Origin of the sequence: Chelativorans sp. J32 (assembly GCF_000518985.1) — a bacterium.
GTDB lineage: Bacteria > Pseudomonadota > Alphaproteobacteria > Rhizobiales > Rhizobiaceae > Chelativorans.
The window spans coordinates 1-15,337 of the sequence record NZ_JAEQ01000005.1 but is presented as its reverse complement, the minus strand read 5'-3'; the positions used below and the strand labels follow the sequence as shown (position 1 = coordinate 15,337).

At 60.7% G+C, this 15,337-nt stretch carries 11 protein-coding genes and 1 pseudogene; 9 read left to right on the top strand and 3 right to left on the bottom strand.

All coding sequences use genetic code 11. The annotated features are described in order from the left end of the window. Window positions 1-92: 92 nt before the first annotated feature. The 4 genes from ftsH to CHEJ32_RS0109075 all read left to right on the top strand — a co-directional run bounded on the left by ftsH (window position 93) and on the right by CHEJ32_RS0109075 (window position 5,700). Window positions 93-2,030: an ATP-dependent zinc metalloprotease FtsH gene (ftsH, locus tag CHEJ32_RS0109090; RefSeq protein ID WP_028033589.1), complete on the top strand. Its 1,938-nt coding sequence runs from the start codon at window positions 93-95 to the stop codon at window positions 2,028-2,030. A 468-nt stretch (window positions 2,031-2,498) separates the two neighbouring features. Further along, a complete protein-coding gene (gene glmM / locus CHEJ32_RS0109085) occupies window positions 2,499-3,854 on the top strand; it encodes a phosphoglucosamine mutase (protein WP_028033588.1) in 1,356 nt (451 codons plus the stop codon). 125 nt (window positions 3,855-3,979) lie between these two features. Further along, window positions 3,980-4,840 (top strand): outer membrane protein, encoded by an 861-nt coding sequence (locus CHEJ32_RS0109080; protein ID WP_028033587.1) that lies wholly within the window; start codon window positions 3,980-3,982, stop codon window positions 4,838-4,840. Between the two features lie 182 nt (window positions 4,841-5,022). Beyond that, complete coding sequence (locus CHEJ32_RS0109075) at window positions 5,023-5,700, top strand: outer membrane protein (protein ID WP_051469565.1); 678 nt, start codon at window positions 5,023-5,025, stop codon at window positions 5,698-5,700. 64 nt (window positions 5,701-5,764) lie between these two features. Here the strand turns inward: CHEJ32_RS0109075 and CHEJ32_RS0109070 are convergent, their stop codons facing one another. Then, window positions 5,765-7,135, bottom strand: a complete 1,371-nt coding sequence (locus CHEJ32_RS0109070; protein WP_028033585.1) for a dicarboxylate/amino acid:cation symporter — start codon at window positions 7,133-7,135, stop codon at window positions 5,765-5,767. 255 nt (window positions 7,136-7,390) lie between these two features. Beyond that, window positions 7,391-7,714 (bottom strand): hypothetical protein, encoded by a 324-nt coding sequence (locus CHEJ32_RS0109065; RefSeq protein ID WP_028033584.1) that lies wholly within the window; start codon window positions 7,712-7,714, stop codon window positions 7,391-7,393. A 207-nt stretch (window positions 7,715-7,921) separates the two neighbouring features. Here CHEJ32_RS0109065 and CHEJ32_RS0109060 point away from each other — a divergent pair, with 207 nt between their 5' ends. After that, a complete protein-coding gene (locus CHEJ32_RS0109060; RefSeq protein WP_028033583.1) occupies window positions 7,922-9,094 on the top strand; it encodes a phosphoserine transaminase in 1,173 nt (390 codons plus the stop codon). 67 nt (window positions 9,095-9,161) lie between these two features. Then, on the top strand, window positions 9,162-10,760 hold the full coding sequence (gene serA, locus CHEJ32_RS0109055) for a phosphoglycerate dehydrogenase (RefSeq protein WP_028033582.1): 1,599 nt from the start codon (window positions 9,162-9,164) through the stop codon (window positions 10,758-10,760). Between the two features lie 42 nt (window positions 10,761-10,802). On the opposite strand, the gene CHEJ32_RS24285 is transcribed toward serA, so the two are convergent. Then, complete coding sequence (locus tag CHEJ32_RS24285; protein ID WP_034658168.1) at window positions 10,803-11,729, bottom strand: DMT family transporter; 927 nt, start codon at window positions 11,727-11,729, stop codon at window positions 10,803-10,805. 190 nt (window positions 11,730-11,919) lie between these two features. On the opposite strand from CHEJ32_RS24285, the gene CHEJ32_RS0109045 reads away from it, so the two are divergent. From CHEJ32_RS0109045 to CHEJ32_RS28055, 3 genes and pseudogenes are all read left to right on the top strand, one after another. Next, window positions 11,920-13,218 (top strand): adenylosuccinate synthase, encoded by a 1,299-nt coding sequence (locus tag CHEJ32_RS0109045; protein ID WP_028033581.1) that lies wholly within the window; start codon window positions 11,920-11,922, stop codon window positions 13,216-13,218. 292 nt (window positions 13,219-13,510) lie between these two features. Then, window positions 13,511-15,139 carry a hypothetical protein gene (locus tag CHEJ32_RS0109040; protein WP_028033580.1) on the top strand — a complete coding sequence of 543 codons (1,629 nt, stop codon included), beginning with the start codon at window positions 13,511-13,513 and terminating at the stop codon, window positions 15,137-15,139. 90 nt (window positions 15,140-15,229) lie between these two features. Beyond that, window positions 15,230-15,337 (top strand): annotated as a pseudogene (locus CHEJ32_RS28055) (IS630 family transposase); the annotation flags it as partial.

Sequence of the window (15,337 nt, the reverse complement as noted above, 5' to 3'; positions counted from 1 at the left end):
CCATTGAAGACGGCCGGACTGCTTGGCAACTCTCCCCACGCTCCCTATGTTAGGGAAGACTAAGCCGGCCTCGGCGCACTTACGGAACGAACATGAATCCAAATTATAGAAATTTCGCGCTGTGGGCGATCATTGCGGTCCTGCTCATCGCGTTGTTCAATCTGTTTCAAGCGCCCCAGCAGCGCGGCGCTACGCGCGATATCGCCTATTCCCAATTCCTTCAGGAACTTTCGCAAGGCCGGGTAGAGAGCGTCACCATTACGGGCAGCCGGATTTCAGGCACCTATGTGGACAATAGGACACCCTTCCAGACCTATTCTCCGGGCGATCCCAATCTCGTCCAGCGCCTCGAAGACCATAATGTGAAGATCACGGCTCGCCCCGAGACGGACGGCTCCAATTCAATCTTTGGTTACTTCATCTCCTGGCTGCCGATGATCCTGATCCTGGCCGTTTGGATATTCTTCATGCGGCAAATGCAGTCGGGCTCGGGACGGGCCATGGGCTTCGGCAAATCCAAGGCCAAGCTTCTTACCGAGGCGCATGGACGCGTGACGTTCCAGGACGTTGCCGGTGTGGACGAAGCCAAGCAGGATCTGGAGGAGATCGTCGAATTCCTGCGCGATCCGCAGAAGTTCCAGCGGCTCGGCGGCAAGATCCCGCGCGGCGTGCTGCTTGTCGGCCCTCCCGGGACGGGTAAGACGTTGCTTGCACGCTCCGTTGCGGGCGAGGCGAATGTGCCCTTCTTCACCATTTCCGGTTCGGATTTCGTCGAGATGTTCGTCGGCGTCGGTGCAAGCCGTGTCCGCGACATGTTCGACCAGGCCAAGAAGAACGCGCCCTGCATCATCTTCATCGACGAGATCGACGCGGTGGGCCGCCACCGCGGCGCGGGTCTTGGCGGTGGCAATGACGAGCGTGAGCAGACGCTGAACCAGTTGCTGGTGGAGATGGACGGTTTCGAGGCCAATGAAGGCATCATCCTGATCGCCGCCACCAACAGGCCGGACGTGCTCGATCCCGCGCTTCTGCGTCCGGGCCGTTTCGACCGCCAGGTCGTCGTGCCCAACCCCGACATTGTCGGCCGCGAGAAGATTCTCAAGGTCCATGTTCGCAACGTTCCGCTCGCGCCCAATGTCGATCTCAAGACCATTGCGCGCGGTACGCCGGGCTTCTCCGGCGCCGACCTTGCCAATCTCGTCAATGAAGCTGCACTGATGGCCGCGCGCCGCAACAAGCGCCTCGTCACCATGCAGGAATTCGAGGACGCCAAGGACAAGGTGATGATGGGTGCTGAGCGCCGCTCGCATGCCATGACCCAGGAGGAGAAGGAACTGACGGCGTATCACGAGTCCGGCCATGCCGTGGTCGCGCTCAACGTTCCCGCCTCCGATCCAGTGCACAAGGCAACGATCATCCCGCGTGGCCGCGCGCTTGGCATGGTCATGCAGTTGCCCGAAGGCGACCGGTACTCGATGAGCTACAAATACATGATCTCCCGACTGGCGATCATGATGGGCGGCCGTGTCGCGGAAGAGCTGAAATTCGGCAAGGAGAACATCACCTCCGGCGCTGCCTCCGATATCGAGCAGGCAACGAAGCTCGCGCGCGCCATGGTCACGCGTTGGGGCTTTTCCGACAAGCTGGGCCAGGTCGCCTATGGCGAAAACCAGGAAGAAGTCTTCCTTGGTCATTCGGTCACGCGCCAGCAGAACATGTCGGAAGAAACGCAGCAGAAGATCGACGACGAAGTTCGCCGGCTGATCGACGAAGCTTATGACAAAGCGCGCGAGATCCTGACCACGAAGCGCGACGCGTGGATCGCCGTTGCCGAAGGGCTGCTCGAATATGAGACGCTTTCGGGCGAGGAGATCCAGGCGATCATCCGCGGCGAGAAGCCGGCGCGGGATTTGGGCGACGATACGCCGCCTTCGCGGGGGTCCACGGTGCCGAAGGCCGGGGTGCGGAAACAGGGTAAGAAGGGCGGCGAGGAACCGGACGCCGGCCTGGAACCGCAACCGCAGGGGTGAACCCGGGAATTTCTGAGATCCGAACGCCGCTGGAGAAATCCAGCGGCGTTATTTTTTTGCGAAGATTTTCCCGCCCGGGCGGGGTGCAGAGGGCATTCGCGATGCCCATCGCACCGGTCGCCATCGTCAGCAATGAAGCATGGAAAACTCGCCGCCGCCGCCCGGAATTGAGGTTCGAATGGTCGGAAAGCACGCAATGCAGCCTGAGAGGTGAGCATCGCGTATCTAAGGGGGAGCCTAGCCTACCACTTGCTATGACGTCATGAAACGGCCCCTTTGCCTGATCAGGGAGCGCGTTGGGGCGTGGTTTTCACCAACCATTAACCAAGGTGGACAAGCCGCTGTTCATATGGATCGGTTACAATTTGTCCCATAATATGCTTGTTACGCGTTACGCGCGAAGCCGTGGCAGAGGGAAGGAGCGCTGCTTTGCGATCGAATTCCAAATCGGTACGGACGAAGAAGAATATGTCGAAACAATATTTCGGGACCGACGGGATCAGGGGGCGGGCGAACCGCTTTCCCATGACGGCCGAGGTGGCGATGCGTGTAGGCATGGCTGCTGGCCTTTCCTTTCAGAATGGAAACCACAGGCACCGCGTGGTGCTTGGCAAGGACACGCGCCTTTCCGGCTATATGATCGAAAATGCGATGGTCGCGGGCTTCTGTGCTGCGGGCATGGATGTATTCCTTCTCGGTCCCATCCCGACGCCGGCCGTCGCCATGCTGGTGCGCTCGCTGCGCGCCGATATCGGCGTGATGATCTCCGCTTCCCACAATCCGTACCATGATAACGGCATCAAGCTTTTCGGGCCCGACGGTTACAAGCTCTCGGATGAACTGGAGAGCCGCATCGAGGCCATGCTGGACCGCGATGTGGAGCTTGCGCTGGCAGATTCGGAGAATCTCGGCCGGGCCAAGCGCGTCGATGGCGTGCATGATCGTTACATCGAGTTCGCCAAGCGCACTCTACCGCGCGACATGTCGCTTTCGGGCCTGCGCATCGTCATCGATTGTGCCAATGGTGCCGCTTACAAGGTGGCGCCGGCAGCCCTTTGGGAACTCGGTGCGGAAGTCGTCCCCATCCACGTGGATCCGAATGGCTTCAACATCAATGAAGAGTGCGGCTCCACCCATCCCGCGAGCCTTGCCAAGAAGGTGCATGAGGTGCGGGCCGATATCGGCATCGCGTTGGATGGCGATGCCGATCGCGTCGTTATGGTCGACGAGAACGGCACCGTCATCGATGGGGACCAGATTATGGCTCTCATCGCGCAGTCCTGGCACGACAGCGAGAAGCTCGTGGGCGACGGTATCGTCGCCACCGTTATGTCGAATCTTGGTCTCGAACGCTTTCTACGCGATCGGGGATTGTCGCTCCACCGCACAAAGGTCGGCGACCGGTATGTGGTCGAGCATATGCGCGAGCATGGCCTGAATGTCGGCGGCGAACAATCCGGCCATGTCATCCTTTCGGATTTCTCGACCTCTGGTGACGGGCTTGTCACCGCGCTCCAGGTGCTTGCCCATATCAAGCGGCTAGATAAGCCGGCGAGCGAGGTCTGCCGGAAGTTCGAGCCGGTGCCGCAGCTGTTGAAGAATGTCCGGATCAGCGGCGGCAGGCCCCTTGAGGCGGCTTCGGTGAAGGCTGCGATCGCTGATGCCGAGGGGCGGCTTGGGGATACCGGCCGGCTTGTCATACGCCCCTCTGGCACGGAGCCCCTCATCAGGGTCATGGCCGAAGGCGATAATCCCGATCTCGTCAGGGATGTGGTCGACAGCATTGTCGGGGTCATCACGGACGCCAGGACGGTGGCTGCTTGAGGAGGATCACGCCAAGCCCTCAAAAATTATTAGGGTTAAGCGGAGCTTAACTTTTCTGCTGCATTTTTCGACATGTTTCAACCAGCCGTAGCGTCGGTCACGGAACGGCTTTCGGGGGTGTGTATATGTCGAGAATGATCAGGCCGATTTTTGCGGCAGTTGCCCTTACGCTTGCAACCAGCGCTTACGGCGCTGACCTCTATATCCCTCCAGTCGAGGCTCCGCCCCCGCCTCCGCCGGTCGTCGAGCAGGTCTCGGTGGGCGGTTGGTACCTGCGCGGTGATGTCGGTTATCGCTGGTCGAAATTGCGCGGAACCGAATACATTACCTACGGCCCCCCGCCCGGGACGAGCGAGTTCACCTCCACGGATCTTGACGGGGCGGCAACGCTGGGTGGCGGTATCGGCTATCAGATCAATCGCTACTTCCGCACGGATTTCACGGCAGACTATCTGTTTGATTCGGATTTTCGCGGGACGACGGCGGGTTACTGCGCGGGCGTCCCCTGCACCTCGACGGATCGCACGTCCTATAGCGCGCTTCTCTTGATGGCCAACGCCTATGTGGATCTCGGCACCTATCACGGCATCACGCCCTATGTCGGCGCTGGTATCGGCGGTGCCTATGTGAAGTGGGACGATCTCAACAACACGATCGGGGACGACAGCTGGACTCACAAAGGTGCCAAGGAATGGCGTTTCGCCTGGTCGCTGATGGCAGGTGCCTCATACTGTCTGACCCAGAACCTGCAGCTCGATGCCGGCTATCGCTTCACCCGCATCGAAGGCGGCAGGATGTTCGAGGAATTCGGGCCGGATGGCGCCAGCATCGGCGCTGGGCCTGGCTTCGACGACGGCTTCAACATTCATCAGGCGCGTGCAGGCCTGCGTTACTCCTTCGGCGGGGCGAATGTGAATTGCGCGGCACCGCAGATCGCGTATGAGCCACCCTATCAGCCGCCCGCAGAGCCGGTGATCTACAAGTAACCGCTCTCGCTCATCATTTCAGGGCCGCCCGGTCGCAAGCCGGGCGGTTTTGTTTTTGGCAGCAGGGCGGCTTAAAGATTCCGTTAGCCTTAACCGCTGCTTAACCAGAATGGTTAACAATATCCGGAAGGAAAGCGGCGGGGGGCAGCATAGGCTCCGTCGCGCTTGCGGAGAACGGAACCATGCGGAAATCCAGCGGCCTCATTTTGTTTGCGACCTTGCTTCTCTCGGTGCTCCCGGGACATGCGGCCGATTACGAGCCGCCGATCGTGGTCGAAGAAGCGCCGCTAGTTCCGGTGGAGGTCGGCTCCGGCTGGTATCTTCGCGGCGACGTGAGCTACAGCGCAAACAAGTCCGTCTACGATGTCGGGAGCCTGCGCGGCAATATCGACAACAATCGTGTCGGGGGCAGCATCGGCTTCGGCTATCACTTCACCGATCTCCTGCGCGCCGATATCAATCTCGCTTATGTATCGAGCGACGATTATGACGACGGCGCCATCTCAGCCGAGCATCGCGTCTGGGGCGGCATGGTGAACGGCTATGTGGACCTGGGTACCTTCGTGGGCTTCACACCCTATGTGGGGGCGGGGGTCGGCGTTCTCTATTCGACCTATGATATTTCCGGCGCAGACCCGTTTCTGACCGACGCCTTCAACTCGATCGATAGCCGATATGAGTTCGCCTATGCGCTGAACGCAGGCGTGAACTACCAGATGACGAGGAATATGTCGGTCGATGTCGGCTACCAGTATTTGAGCTCGCCCGGCACCAAATATGTGGACGTGGACAGGGGCACCATCGAAGAAGGGGTGGACTTCCATCAGGTGAAGGTCGGCCTCAGATATGATCTCTGGTAACTTCCGGCACAAACAAGAAGGCCGGCACTCGGTGCCGGCCTTTTTGCTGATGTAGATTCAAAGCTCAGGCCGCCCGAGGCGTGGGCTCCGCATCGAGACCACCGATTTGCCTCGCCTGGTCGTAGCGGCTCTGGTCGAGAATGCCGGCGCGCTTGGCCACGATGGTCGGCACCAGCGCTTGGCCCGCGACATTGACCGCTGTCCGTCCCATGTCGAGGATCGGGTCGATCGCGAGGAGGAGGCCGACGCCCTGCAGGGGCAGGCCCAAGGTGGAAAGCGTCAGCGTGAGCATCACCACCGCGCCTGTGAGACCTGCAGTTGCCGCGGAGCCAATCACTGAGACGAAGGCGATCAGGAAATAATCCTGGAGCGCCAGCGGCACCTGATAGAACTCGGCGATGAAAATTGCAGCAATGGCGGGGTAGATGGCTGCGCAGCCGTCCATCTTCGTCGTCGCGCCGAGCGGAACGGCGAAGGCGGCATATTCGCGGGGAACGCCAAGTTCCCGCTCTGTGACGGTCTCCGTCACCGGAAGTGTGCCGATCGAGGAGCGGGAAACAAAGGCGAGCTGGATCGCAGGCCATGCGCCTGCAAAATAGCGCGCCGGGCTGAGGCCATGTCCAGCGAGGAGGGCAGGATAGACGACGAAGAGAACGAGTGCGAGGCCGATATAGACTGCTGCGGCGAACCAGCCGAGTTGGCCCAGTGTCTGCCAGCCATACTGGGCGACAGCATTTCCGAGCAGGCCGATCGTACCGATGGGCGTAAGCCGAATCACCCACCAGAGAATCTTCCGCACGATCGCGAGCAGTGAGCGGTTGAGTTCCAGGAACGGCTCGGCCGCCTCTCCCACGCGCAGAGCCGCGACCCCGACGACGATGGAGATCACGAGGAGCTGGAGGACATTGAAATTGAGCGATGTGGAGGCTCCGCTTTCCGCCAGCTTTGTCGACGCTTGTAGGCCAAACATATTGACGGGTACCAAGCCCTTCAGGAAATCGAGCCAGGAACCAGTGGTCGAGGGGGCGCTGGCGGCGGCTTGGTCGATCACCGCGCGCGTGCCGGGCTGGATGATGAGTCCAAGTGCAATGCCGATCACGACCGCGATCAAGGCCGTGATGGCGAACCATAGCAGGGTTTGCCATACCAATGCTGCAGCGTTGGAGAGTTGCCGCAGATTGCTGATGGAGGCGACGATCGCCGTGAAGATCAGCGGCGGAACCAGGGCACGGAGGAGCTGAACGAAGATCGAGCCGACGGTCTGCAGCGTTTGCGCGAGCCAGTTCGGATCGCCGGCCGGACCGCTGCCGAGCTGCCGCGCGATAAGGCCTAGCACAATGCCAAGCGCCATCGCGGCCAAGACCTGGAAGCCGAAGCTACGATAGAACGGCTTTTGTTCTGCCGGCCTTGAGGAAGACTGTATTTGCGTTGCCATGACTGAACTCTTGTTTTCGAGTCACTGAATGTGGCGCTTGCCAATGCGGACAGCGCCTTGAAATGAATTTCTATATAGCGGTTATGCTTCTCAATTTTCAGGAATGGAATTCTAACGCGCCGCCTAATTCGGAGAGAATAATCCTCCTGGGCATTCCGCGCATCGCCGATCCAGGGCCGGCACAAAAAACCCGGCGGGACGCCGGGCTTTCTGATGGAGATATTGGTGATGCGGTTGGCTGCACCAGCCCGGCAGTCACTCTATGGTATAGCTTTCGGTCTCGCAAAGATTGACGGTGTCTTCAACGACGTCACCATCGGCAAACTCGGACCGAAGGTCATATTCGCATTGGCTGCGCCCATCGGCGATCGTGATGCTGACCGTTTCGCCGGCCGCGAGTGTGTCGCGGCCAAGAATATCTTCTTCCCAACTGCCGACGTTCGAGGGTGATGCGTAAAAGGCCCTCAACTCGACTGCGGTCTTGTTGCTGAGCGTAAAGATGAGATCCTTATTGGCGCCGGCTGGCGACGCGACGAGAAATGCTGCCGCGCAGGAATCGGCAAGAACGAACGATTTCATGATGTCCCCCCAAATGGCACGATAGAAGCCGGACGCATGCGAGCGTCGATTGGCCTCTAGCTTCCTTTCCCGGGGGCAGCAAGAGGTGGTAGGGTGCATAACCTGACCATCCGTTTCCTCTTGCGCTTTGTTCTCGCTTCGGCTAATCCCGCCAGTGGGCCACCCCTCCCCACCGAGGGGCGTGCTATCTGGAAGGATAGGAACAACATGACCACGCTCTCGAAGCCGGACCTGCGTCCGGCCAATCCTAATTTTTCTTCAGGACCTTGCGCAAAGCGCCCCGGCTGGACGGTCGAGGCATTGAAAGGCGCTCCCCTTGGCCGCTCGCACCGCGCCAAGATCGGCAAGGAAAAGCTTGCCCGCGCCATAGAACTGACCCGAGAGGTCCTTCAGGTCCCCGCTGATTACCGCATCGGAATCGTTCCGGCCTCGGACACCGGCGCTGTTGAGATGGCGCTCTGGTCGCTGCTCGGGGAACGCGGCGTTGATATGCTTGCCTGGGAATCGTTCGGCGCCGGCTGGGTGACGGACGTGGTCAAGCAGCTCAAGCTCAAGGACGTGCGCCGCTTCGTGGCCGATTACGGCAAGCTGCCCGATCTTTCGCAGGTCGATTTCGATCGCGACGTGGTCTTCACCTGGAACGGCACGACCTCTGGTGTGCGCGTGCCGAATGCCAATTTCATTCCGGCCGGCCGCAAGGGCCTCACCATCTGCGATGCAACTTCGGCGGCTTTTGCCCAGCGGCTCGATTTCGCCAAGCTCGACGTGGTCACCTTCTCCTGGCAGAAAGTGCTGGGCGGTGAAGGCGGCCACGGCGTCCTGATCCTCAGCCCGCGCGCCGTCGAGCGTCTGGAGACCTATGCCCCCGCCTGGCCGCTCCCGAAAATCTTCCGCATGACGAAGGGCGGCAAGCTGATCGAAGGGATCTTCAAGGGCGAGACGATCAACACGCCCTCCATGCTCTGCGTGGAAGATTATCTCGACGCGCTCGAATGGGCGAAGTCGGTGGGTGGCCTCGAAGGGCTGATCGCCCGCGCGGATGCCAATTTCGCCACCATCGATCGGTTCGTGGAGAACAGCGGATGGCTCGCCCATCTCGCAGAAGACCCTGCGACACGGTCGAACACCTCTGTCTGCCTCAGCATTGTCGATCCGGCGGTCGCCGGCCTGGATGAGGATGCCAAGGCAGCCTTCGCCAAGGGCATTGTCTCGAAGCTCGACAAGGAAGGCGTGGCCTACGATATCGGCCATTACCGCGATGCGCCTTCGGGTCTGCGGATATGGGCGGGCGCTACGGTCGAGACATCCGATCTCGAAGCCCTGATGCCTTGGCTTGACTGGGCCTTCCAGGAACAAAAGGCCGCGCTTCAAGCCGCCTGAGCCGCCTCGGCCGCATGGTTCATGCGGCCCAACCTCTTTTTTCTTCTGACTTGAATGGAGCCTTGAAATGGCACCTCGCGTACTCGTTTCCGATAAGCTTTCCCCCACCGCAGTCGAAATTTTCCGGCAGCACGGCGTGGAGGTGGATTACCAGCCGGACCTTGGAAAGGATAAGGAGAAGCTCCTTTCCATCATCGATCAATATGATGGTCTTGCCATCCGCTCCGCGACCAAGGTCACCGAGAAGCTGATCGCCGCCGCCACCAATCTGAAGGTGATCGGGCGCGCCGGCATTGGCGTCGACAATGTCGATATCCCTGCCGCCTCGCGGCGAGGCATCATCGTGATGAACACGCCTTTCGGCAATTCCATCACGACGGCCGAACACGCGATCGCCATGCTGTTCGCGGTTGCCCGGCAGATCCCCGAAGCCAATGCATCGACCCATGCGGGCAAGTGGGAAAAGAACCGCTTCATGGGGGTGGAAATCACCGGCAAGACGCTGGGCGTGATCGGCTGCGGCAATATCGGTTCGGTGGTCGCGATGCGCGCGATCGGGCTCAAGATGCATGTGGTGGCCTATGATCCGTTCCTGTCAGAAGACCGGGCCGAGGAGCTCGGCGTGGAGAAGGTCGAGCTGGACGAGCTTTTCAGACGCGCCGACTTCATCACCCTCCACACGCCGCTTACCGACAAGACGCGCAACATCATCAACGCCGATGCGATCGCGAAGATGAAGAACGGCGTGCGTATCATCAATTGCGCGCGTGGCGGCCTTATAGTCGAAGCCAATCTGGTCGAGGCTCTGAAGTCCGGCAAGGTGGCGGGCGCAGGCATTGACGTGTTCGAAAACGAGCCCGCGACGGAGAATCCTCTCTTCAATCTGCCGAATGTGGTCTGCACGCCCCATCTCGGCGCCTCGACTACGGAGGCCCAGGAAAATGTGGCGCTGCAGATTGCAGAGCAGATGTCGGATTACCTCATCAAGGGTGCCGTCACGAATGCCATCAACATGCCTTCGATCACCGCGGAGGAAGCGCCGCGTCTGAAGCCATTCATCAAGCTGGCGGAGGTGTTGGGCGGTTTCGTGGGCCAGGTGACGGACGAGCCCATCGAGGAGGTCGAAATCCTGTTCGATGGCGCCACCGCTGCGATGAACACGCGTGCGTTGATCAGTGCCGCACTCGCCGGTCTGATCCGGCCGCAGGTGAACGACGTCAACATGGTCTCCGCGCCGATCATGGTGAAGGAGCGGGGCATCATCGTTTCGGAGGTGAAGCGCGACAAGTCGGGCGTGTTTGACGGCTATATCAAGCTCACCGTGAAAACCACTGAGCGCACCCGCTCCATCGCCGGCACCTGCTTTTCTGACGGCAAGCCGCGCTTCATCCAGATCAAGGGCATCAACCTTGATGCCGAGGTGGGTGAGCACATGCTCTACACCACGAACTATGACACGCCCGGCATCATCGGCCAGCTTGGCACGATCTGCGGCAAGCATGGCGTGAACATCGCGAATTTCCAGCTTGGGCGCAACCGGCCGGGTGGGGATGCGATCGCGCTTCTTTATCTCGACGCGCCGTTCCCGCAGACGGTTCTGGAAGAGCTCAGGTCTGCCGGTTCTATCATTTCCGCCAGGCCGTTGCGGTTCGACGTCGGAATCTAGGCACGAAATCGGCGGTCACCCTGACAGGGCGGTGGGGCCCTGTCAGGACCCGTCGATGGGCGCACGGACGCGGGCGGGCACAGGCGCTTTCTTTCTGCTGCTCGCTTCCGCGAGCCAGATGCCGAAGAACACAAGAAGCAGTGCCACCGCGTGATAGAGGAAGAACTCCTCGCCGAGCAGAAGGATCGAGAGCAGGGTTCCGAAGATCGGCACGAGATTCACGAACAAGCCGGCGCGGTTGGCGCCGATAAGCTCGACGCCGCGGATATAGAAGACCTGTGACACCACCGACGGCATCAGCGCGACATAAATTACCACCATCCAGCCGGTGAAGTCCGGAAGAAGCAGGTCGCCGGTCGAATACTCCCAAATCATAAGCGGAAACGAGCTGACGAGGGCCGACACCGCCAGCACCGTGATCATGCTTACCCAATGGATCTCGGGTTTGAAGCGCAGTGCCACCGTATAGAAGCCGTAGGCAAGCACGGCGAAGAGCATCAGAAGGTCGCCGAAATTGATGTCCATCGCGGTAAGCCGACGAAGATCGCCGTGGCTTGCCGTGAGCGCGATGCCGACGAGCGAAAGCAGGAAGCCCGCTATCTGAAGCCAGCTCGCTCTCACGCGGAAAAAGACGAAATTCACCACGATGATGACGAGCGGGATGGCGCCCTGTTCGATGGAGACGTTGACCGCTGAAGTGAGCGTGAGGGCGCTGTACATCGTGGCGTTGAAGCAGGTGAACCCCATGATGCCGAGCAACGTGAGCAGGCCCAGATTGCTGCGGATCTTGGGCCAGTCACGGCGGAGCGGACCCCAGGCGACCGGCAAGAGCACGGCGACTGCCAATATCCAACGCAGGAAAGTCAGGGCGAAGGGGGAGATATGGCCAACGGCCAATTTCCCCGCCACAGCATTTCCGCCCCAAGAAAGGGTGGTCAGCAACAGAAGCGGATAGGCTGAGTTGAGCATCGGACGTCCGGCGTGTTCTTGGCATGCGAAGGGATAAAGCATCCTGCCTCTTGATGCTACCGGCCTAAAAATCTCTCTGTCGATTCGACTGCGGCGAAAGAGGGGTCGCATCGCGCCGCACATGGCGCTATAGAGCCTCTGTTTTTCGTAAGGCGGAGCCCGTCTCTGGCCGGTAGGAAGGAAGCACCTGATGGCGAATGTGGTGGTCGTCGGCTCTCAATGGGGCGATGAAGGCAAAGGAAAGATCGTCGATTGGCTTTCCGAGCGCGCGGATGTGGTCGTGCGGTACCAGGGTGGCCACAATGCCGGCCATACGCTCGTCATCGATGGCGTGAGCTACAAGCTCTCTCTCCTGCCTTCCGGCGTTGTGCGTCCCGGCAAGCTTTCCGTCATCGGCAATGGCGTCGTCTTTGATCCTCATGCCTTCGTGGCGGAGATAGAGCGGCTGAAGGGCCAAGGCGTCACCGTCACGCCGGAAAACCTGAAGGTGGCGGAGAACACCGCGCTTATCTTGTCGCTGCACCGGGAACTCGACGGTTTCCGCGAGGATGCGGCTTCGAATTCGGGGACCAAGATCGGCACCACCCGCCGGGGCATCGGGCCCGCTTACGAGGATAAGGTGGGGCGCCGGGCAATCCGGGTCATGGATCTGGCCGATCCGGAGACGCTTTCGCTCAAGGTCGACCGGCTGCTGACGCATCACAATGCGCTGCGTCGAGGCCTTGGCCATGCCGAGGTTTCGCATGAAGCGATCATGCAGGAACTGACCTCCGTTGCCGACAAGATCCTGCCTTTCGTCGACCGCGTATGGAAAATACTCGACGATGCACGCCGGGCTGGCAGCCGCATCCTTTTCGAGGGTGCCCAGGGCACCATGCTCGACATCGACCATGGTACCTATCCGTTCGTGACATCATCGAACACGGTGGCCGGGCAGGCCGCGACCGGATCCGGTCTTGGCCCTGGAGCGGTGGGCTATGTGCTTGGCATCACCAAGGCATACACCACCCGCGTCGGGGAGGGGCCTTTTCCGACCGAGCAGGACAACGAGATCGGCGAGTTCCTGGGCACGCGCGGCCACGAATTCGGAACCGTCACGGGGCGCAAGCGTCGCTGTGGCTGGTTTGATGCGGTTCAGGTCCGCCAATCGGTGGTGGCGAATGGCATGGACGGCATCGCGCTCACCAAGCTCGACGTGCTGGACGGCATGAAAGAGATCAAGGTGTGCACCGGCTATCGGCTCGACGGCCAGGTGATAGATTATCTCCCGGCAAGCCAGGGTGCGCAGGCTCGACTCGAGCCCATTTACGAAACGCTTGAAGGCTGGGGAGAGACGACGCGCGGTGCCCGCAGCTGGAACGATCTGCCCGCCCAGGCGGTGAAGTATGTTCGTCATATCGAGGAACTGATCGGTGCGCCCGTCGCGATTCTGTCGACCAGCCCGGAGCGTGAGGATGCAATTCTCGTAACGGATCCGTTCCAGGACTAGCGCAAAAGAGGGCGGCATTTCCAAAGCGAGGAGATCTTCGCGAATAGCATGCCACAACAGTTCGGCTGCCATTATAGGGGAAGATCTGCCGCCATTTGCTGACAGATCGCGTGAGATACGAGGCAGCTTTTGACGGAGCTGAATGCGTATCGTCTAATATGTTGAATTGGTGTGATCTCAAGCTGCGCGTGATTTCAATATTTGGGACTGTGTTGTAGTGTGACCACAATTTCGTGCGAGTTCTAGGCGAATTTGGGTGAGCAAGGGCAAGCAGGAGCGGGCATTTTAAGTTATGGCAGATTTTGCTGCGGTTTTGCGCAAGGCCGTCGAGGCGCTGAAGGAGAATACGCCCGAGGCGCGGGAAAAAATCTATGCAAAGGCGCGCGCCACCATTGAGACCAAGCTTGCCGCCGTCTCGTCGCCGCCGCAGGTCGCTGAGCGCCAGCGGCAGCTTCTTGACGAGGCGATCACCACGGTCGAGGCGGAGTATGCGCCTCCAGCGCCCGAGCCAGTTCAAACCGAACTCGACGACGAATTCGAAAGCCTTCTCTCGGATCTTCAGTTCACCCAACGCAGGAGTGCGCCGGTCGTTCGCCCCATCGCGGGAGAACCGGAGGAGGCGCCAGCACCCGAGCCGGAGGCCGTAGCTGAGCCGGACTGGAGCGAGGACCATGCGTCGTCGGCCGAGCCCGAAGCCGCCGAGCCAGAAGTAGAACCTGCCAGCATCGATCCGGCTCCACCGCTGGTAGCGACCGCAACGCCATCCGCTGAGGAAGCAGGAGCGGTTATCGAGGACGTCGACTGGTCGCAGACCAGGGAAGTGACCGTTGAGGGCCCGGAAGCCCTGCCGCCTTTCGATCGCCCTGTCCCGGACGAAATAGCGGCAAGCACCACACCGCAGAAGCGCCGCGGCGGCATCGGAAAGATGGTGCCGCTTGTCCTGCTTCTTCTCGTGGTTTGTGGCGCTGCCGTTGCAGGATGGGTCTATCGCGACGAGGCCGCGCGGCTCGCCGGCCTCTCGGGTTTGGATGAGCCCGTTGCCGGCGCTTCAGGCGGAACCGAAGCGGTTGCGGAAAACGGTGGCAGTGACCAGGTCGCCGTGGCTTTGCCCGAGCAGCCTGCAGAAGAGCAGCCCACCGCCGAAGCTCAGGCTGCGCCGGAAACGCCGGCGGAACAGCCACCGCAGAAATTCACGCAGCGGCTTCTTCCCGACGGAAGCGAGGTTGACGAAGGCCCCGCCGGCGGTGAGCCGGGCCTGGGCGAGGGAACCTCCGTCGCGCAGGTGACGCAGGGAACCGGCGGCCCCGTCCAAAGCGGCCAGGCCGGTGAGGCCCAATCGCAGGATGCGGAAGGCGCCGTTCCTGTGGGCCAGAAAGCAATTTTCTATGAGGAGCGCACCAGCGCTTCTGAAGGTTATGCCGAGGGCGGCTCGGTCGTTTGGTCCGTTATCAACGAATCCGCCGGCGAGAACCAGCCGTCCGAGCCTGCCATCCAGGCGGAAGCGACAATCCCGGAAAAGGGCCTGCAGCTTCGGATGACCATTCGCCGCAATTCGGATCAATCCCTGCCGGCGAGCCACATTGTCGAGTTGATTTTCCTGACGCCGGAAAATTTCCCGGGCGGCGGCATCAGCAATGTGCTGCGGATCAATATGAAGCGGAGCGAGCAGGACACGGGTAGCCCGCTCCTCGGCATTCCCGCGAAGATCGCAGATGGTTTCTTCCTTGTCGCTTTGAGCGACACCCAAGGGGACCAGCGCATCAATTCCACCCTGCTTCGACGGCAGAATTGGATCGATATCCCGATCGTTTATACGTCGGGCCGCCGAGCACTCATCACCTTGGAAAAGGGGCTGCCGGGCGAGCGCATCTTCAACGAGGCGCTCGATGCCTGGAGCCGGGCTGCCGAATCCAGCGGCTAGAGCGGTTCAGGTTGTATCTGAATCGGAGGGGATTCCGATTTCGGAGGTTTTGTGATTCAAGATGCTGGCTGGAGTGGAGGCCAGCATCGGATGACGCGACCTCTTCGAATGATCTTCGTGAGCGTGTTGTTAGGGCGATCGGGGCTGGGGAAAGCTGCCGGTCGGTGGCGGCTCGTTTCGGCGTTGCCGTCTCGTCAG

Bases quoted from the DNA above. Each gene is read 5' to 3' on its own strand.
- ftsH (WP_028033589.1), top strand. From the start codon at position 93: ATGAATCCAAATTATAGAAATTTCGCGCTGTGGGCGATCATTGCGGTC.
- glmM (WP_028033588.1), top strand. From the start codon at position 2,499: ATGTCGAAACAATATTTCGGGACCGACGGGATCAGGGGGCGGGCGAAC.
- CHEJ32_RS0109080 (WP_028033587.1), top strand. From the start codon at position 3,980: ATGTCGAGAATGATCAGGCCGATTTTTGCGGCAGTTGCCCTTACGCTT.
- CHEJ32_RS0109075 (WP_051469565.1), top strand. From the start codon at position 5,023: ATGCGGAAATCCAGCGGCCTCATTTTGTTTGCGACCTTGCTTCTCTCG.
- CHEJ32_RS0109070 (WP_028033585.1), bottom strand. From the start codon at position 7,135: ATGGCAACGCAAATACAGTCTTCCTCAAGGCCGGCAGAACAAAAGCCG.
- CHEJ32_RS0109065 (WP_028033584.1), bottom strand. From the start codon at position 7,714: ATGAAATCGTTCGTTCTTGCCGATTCCTGCGCGGCAGCATTTCTCGTC.
- CHEJ32_RS0109060 (WP_028033583.1), top strand. From the start codon at position 7,922: ATGACCACGCTCTCGAAGCCGGACCTGCGTCCGGCCAATCCTAATTTT.
- serA (WP_028033582.1), top strand. From the start codon at position 9,162: ATGGCACCTCGCGTACTCGTTTCCGATAAGCTTTCCCCCACCGCAGTC.
- CHEJ32_RS24285 (WP_034658168.1), bottom strand. From the start codon at position 11,729: ATGCTCAACTCAGCCTATCCGCTTCTGTTGCTGACCACCCTTTCTTGG.
- CHEJ32_RS0109045 (WP_028033581.1), top strand. From the start codon at position 11,920: ATGGCGAATGTGGTGGTCGTCGGCTCTCAATGGGGCGATGAAGGCAAA.
- CHEJ32_RS0109040 (WP_028033580.1), top strand. From the start codon at position 13,511: ATGGCAGATTTTGCTGCGGTTTTGCGCAAGGCCGTCGAGGCGCTGAAG.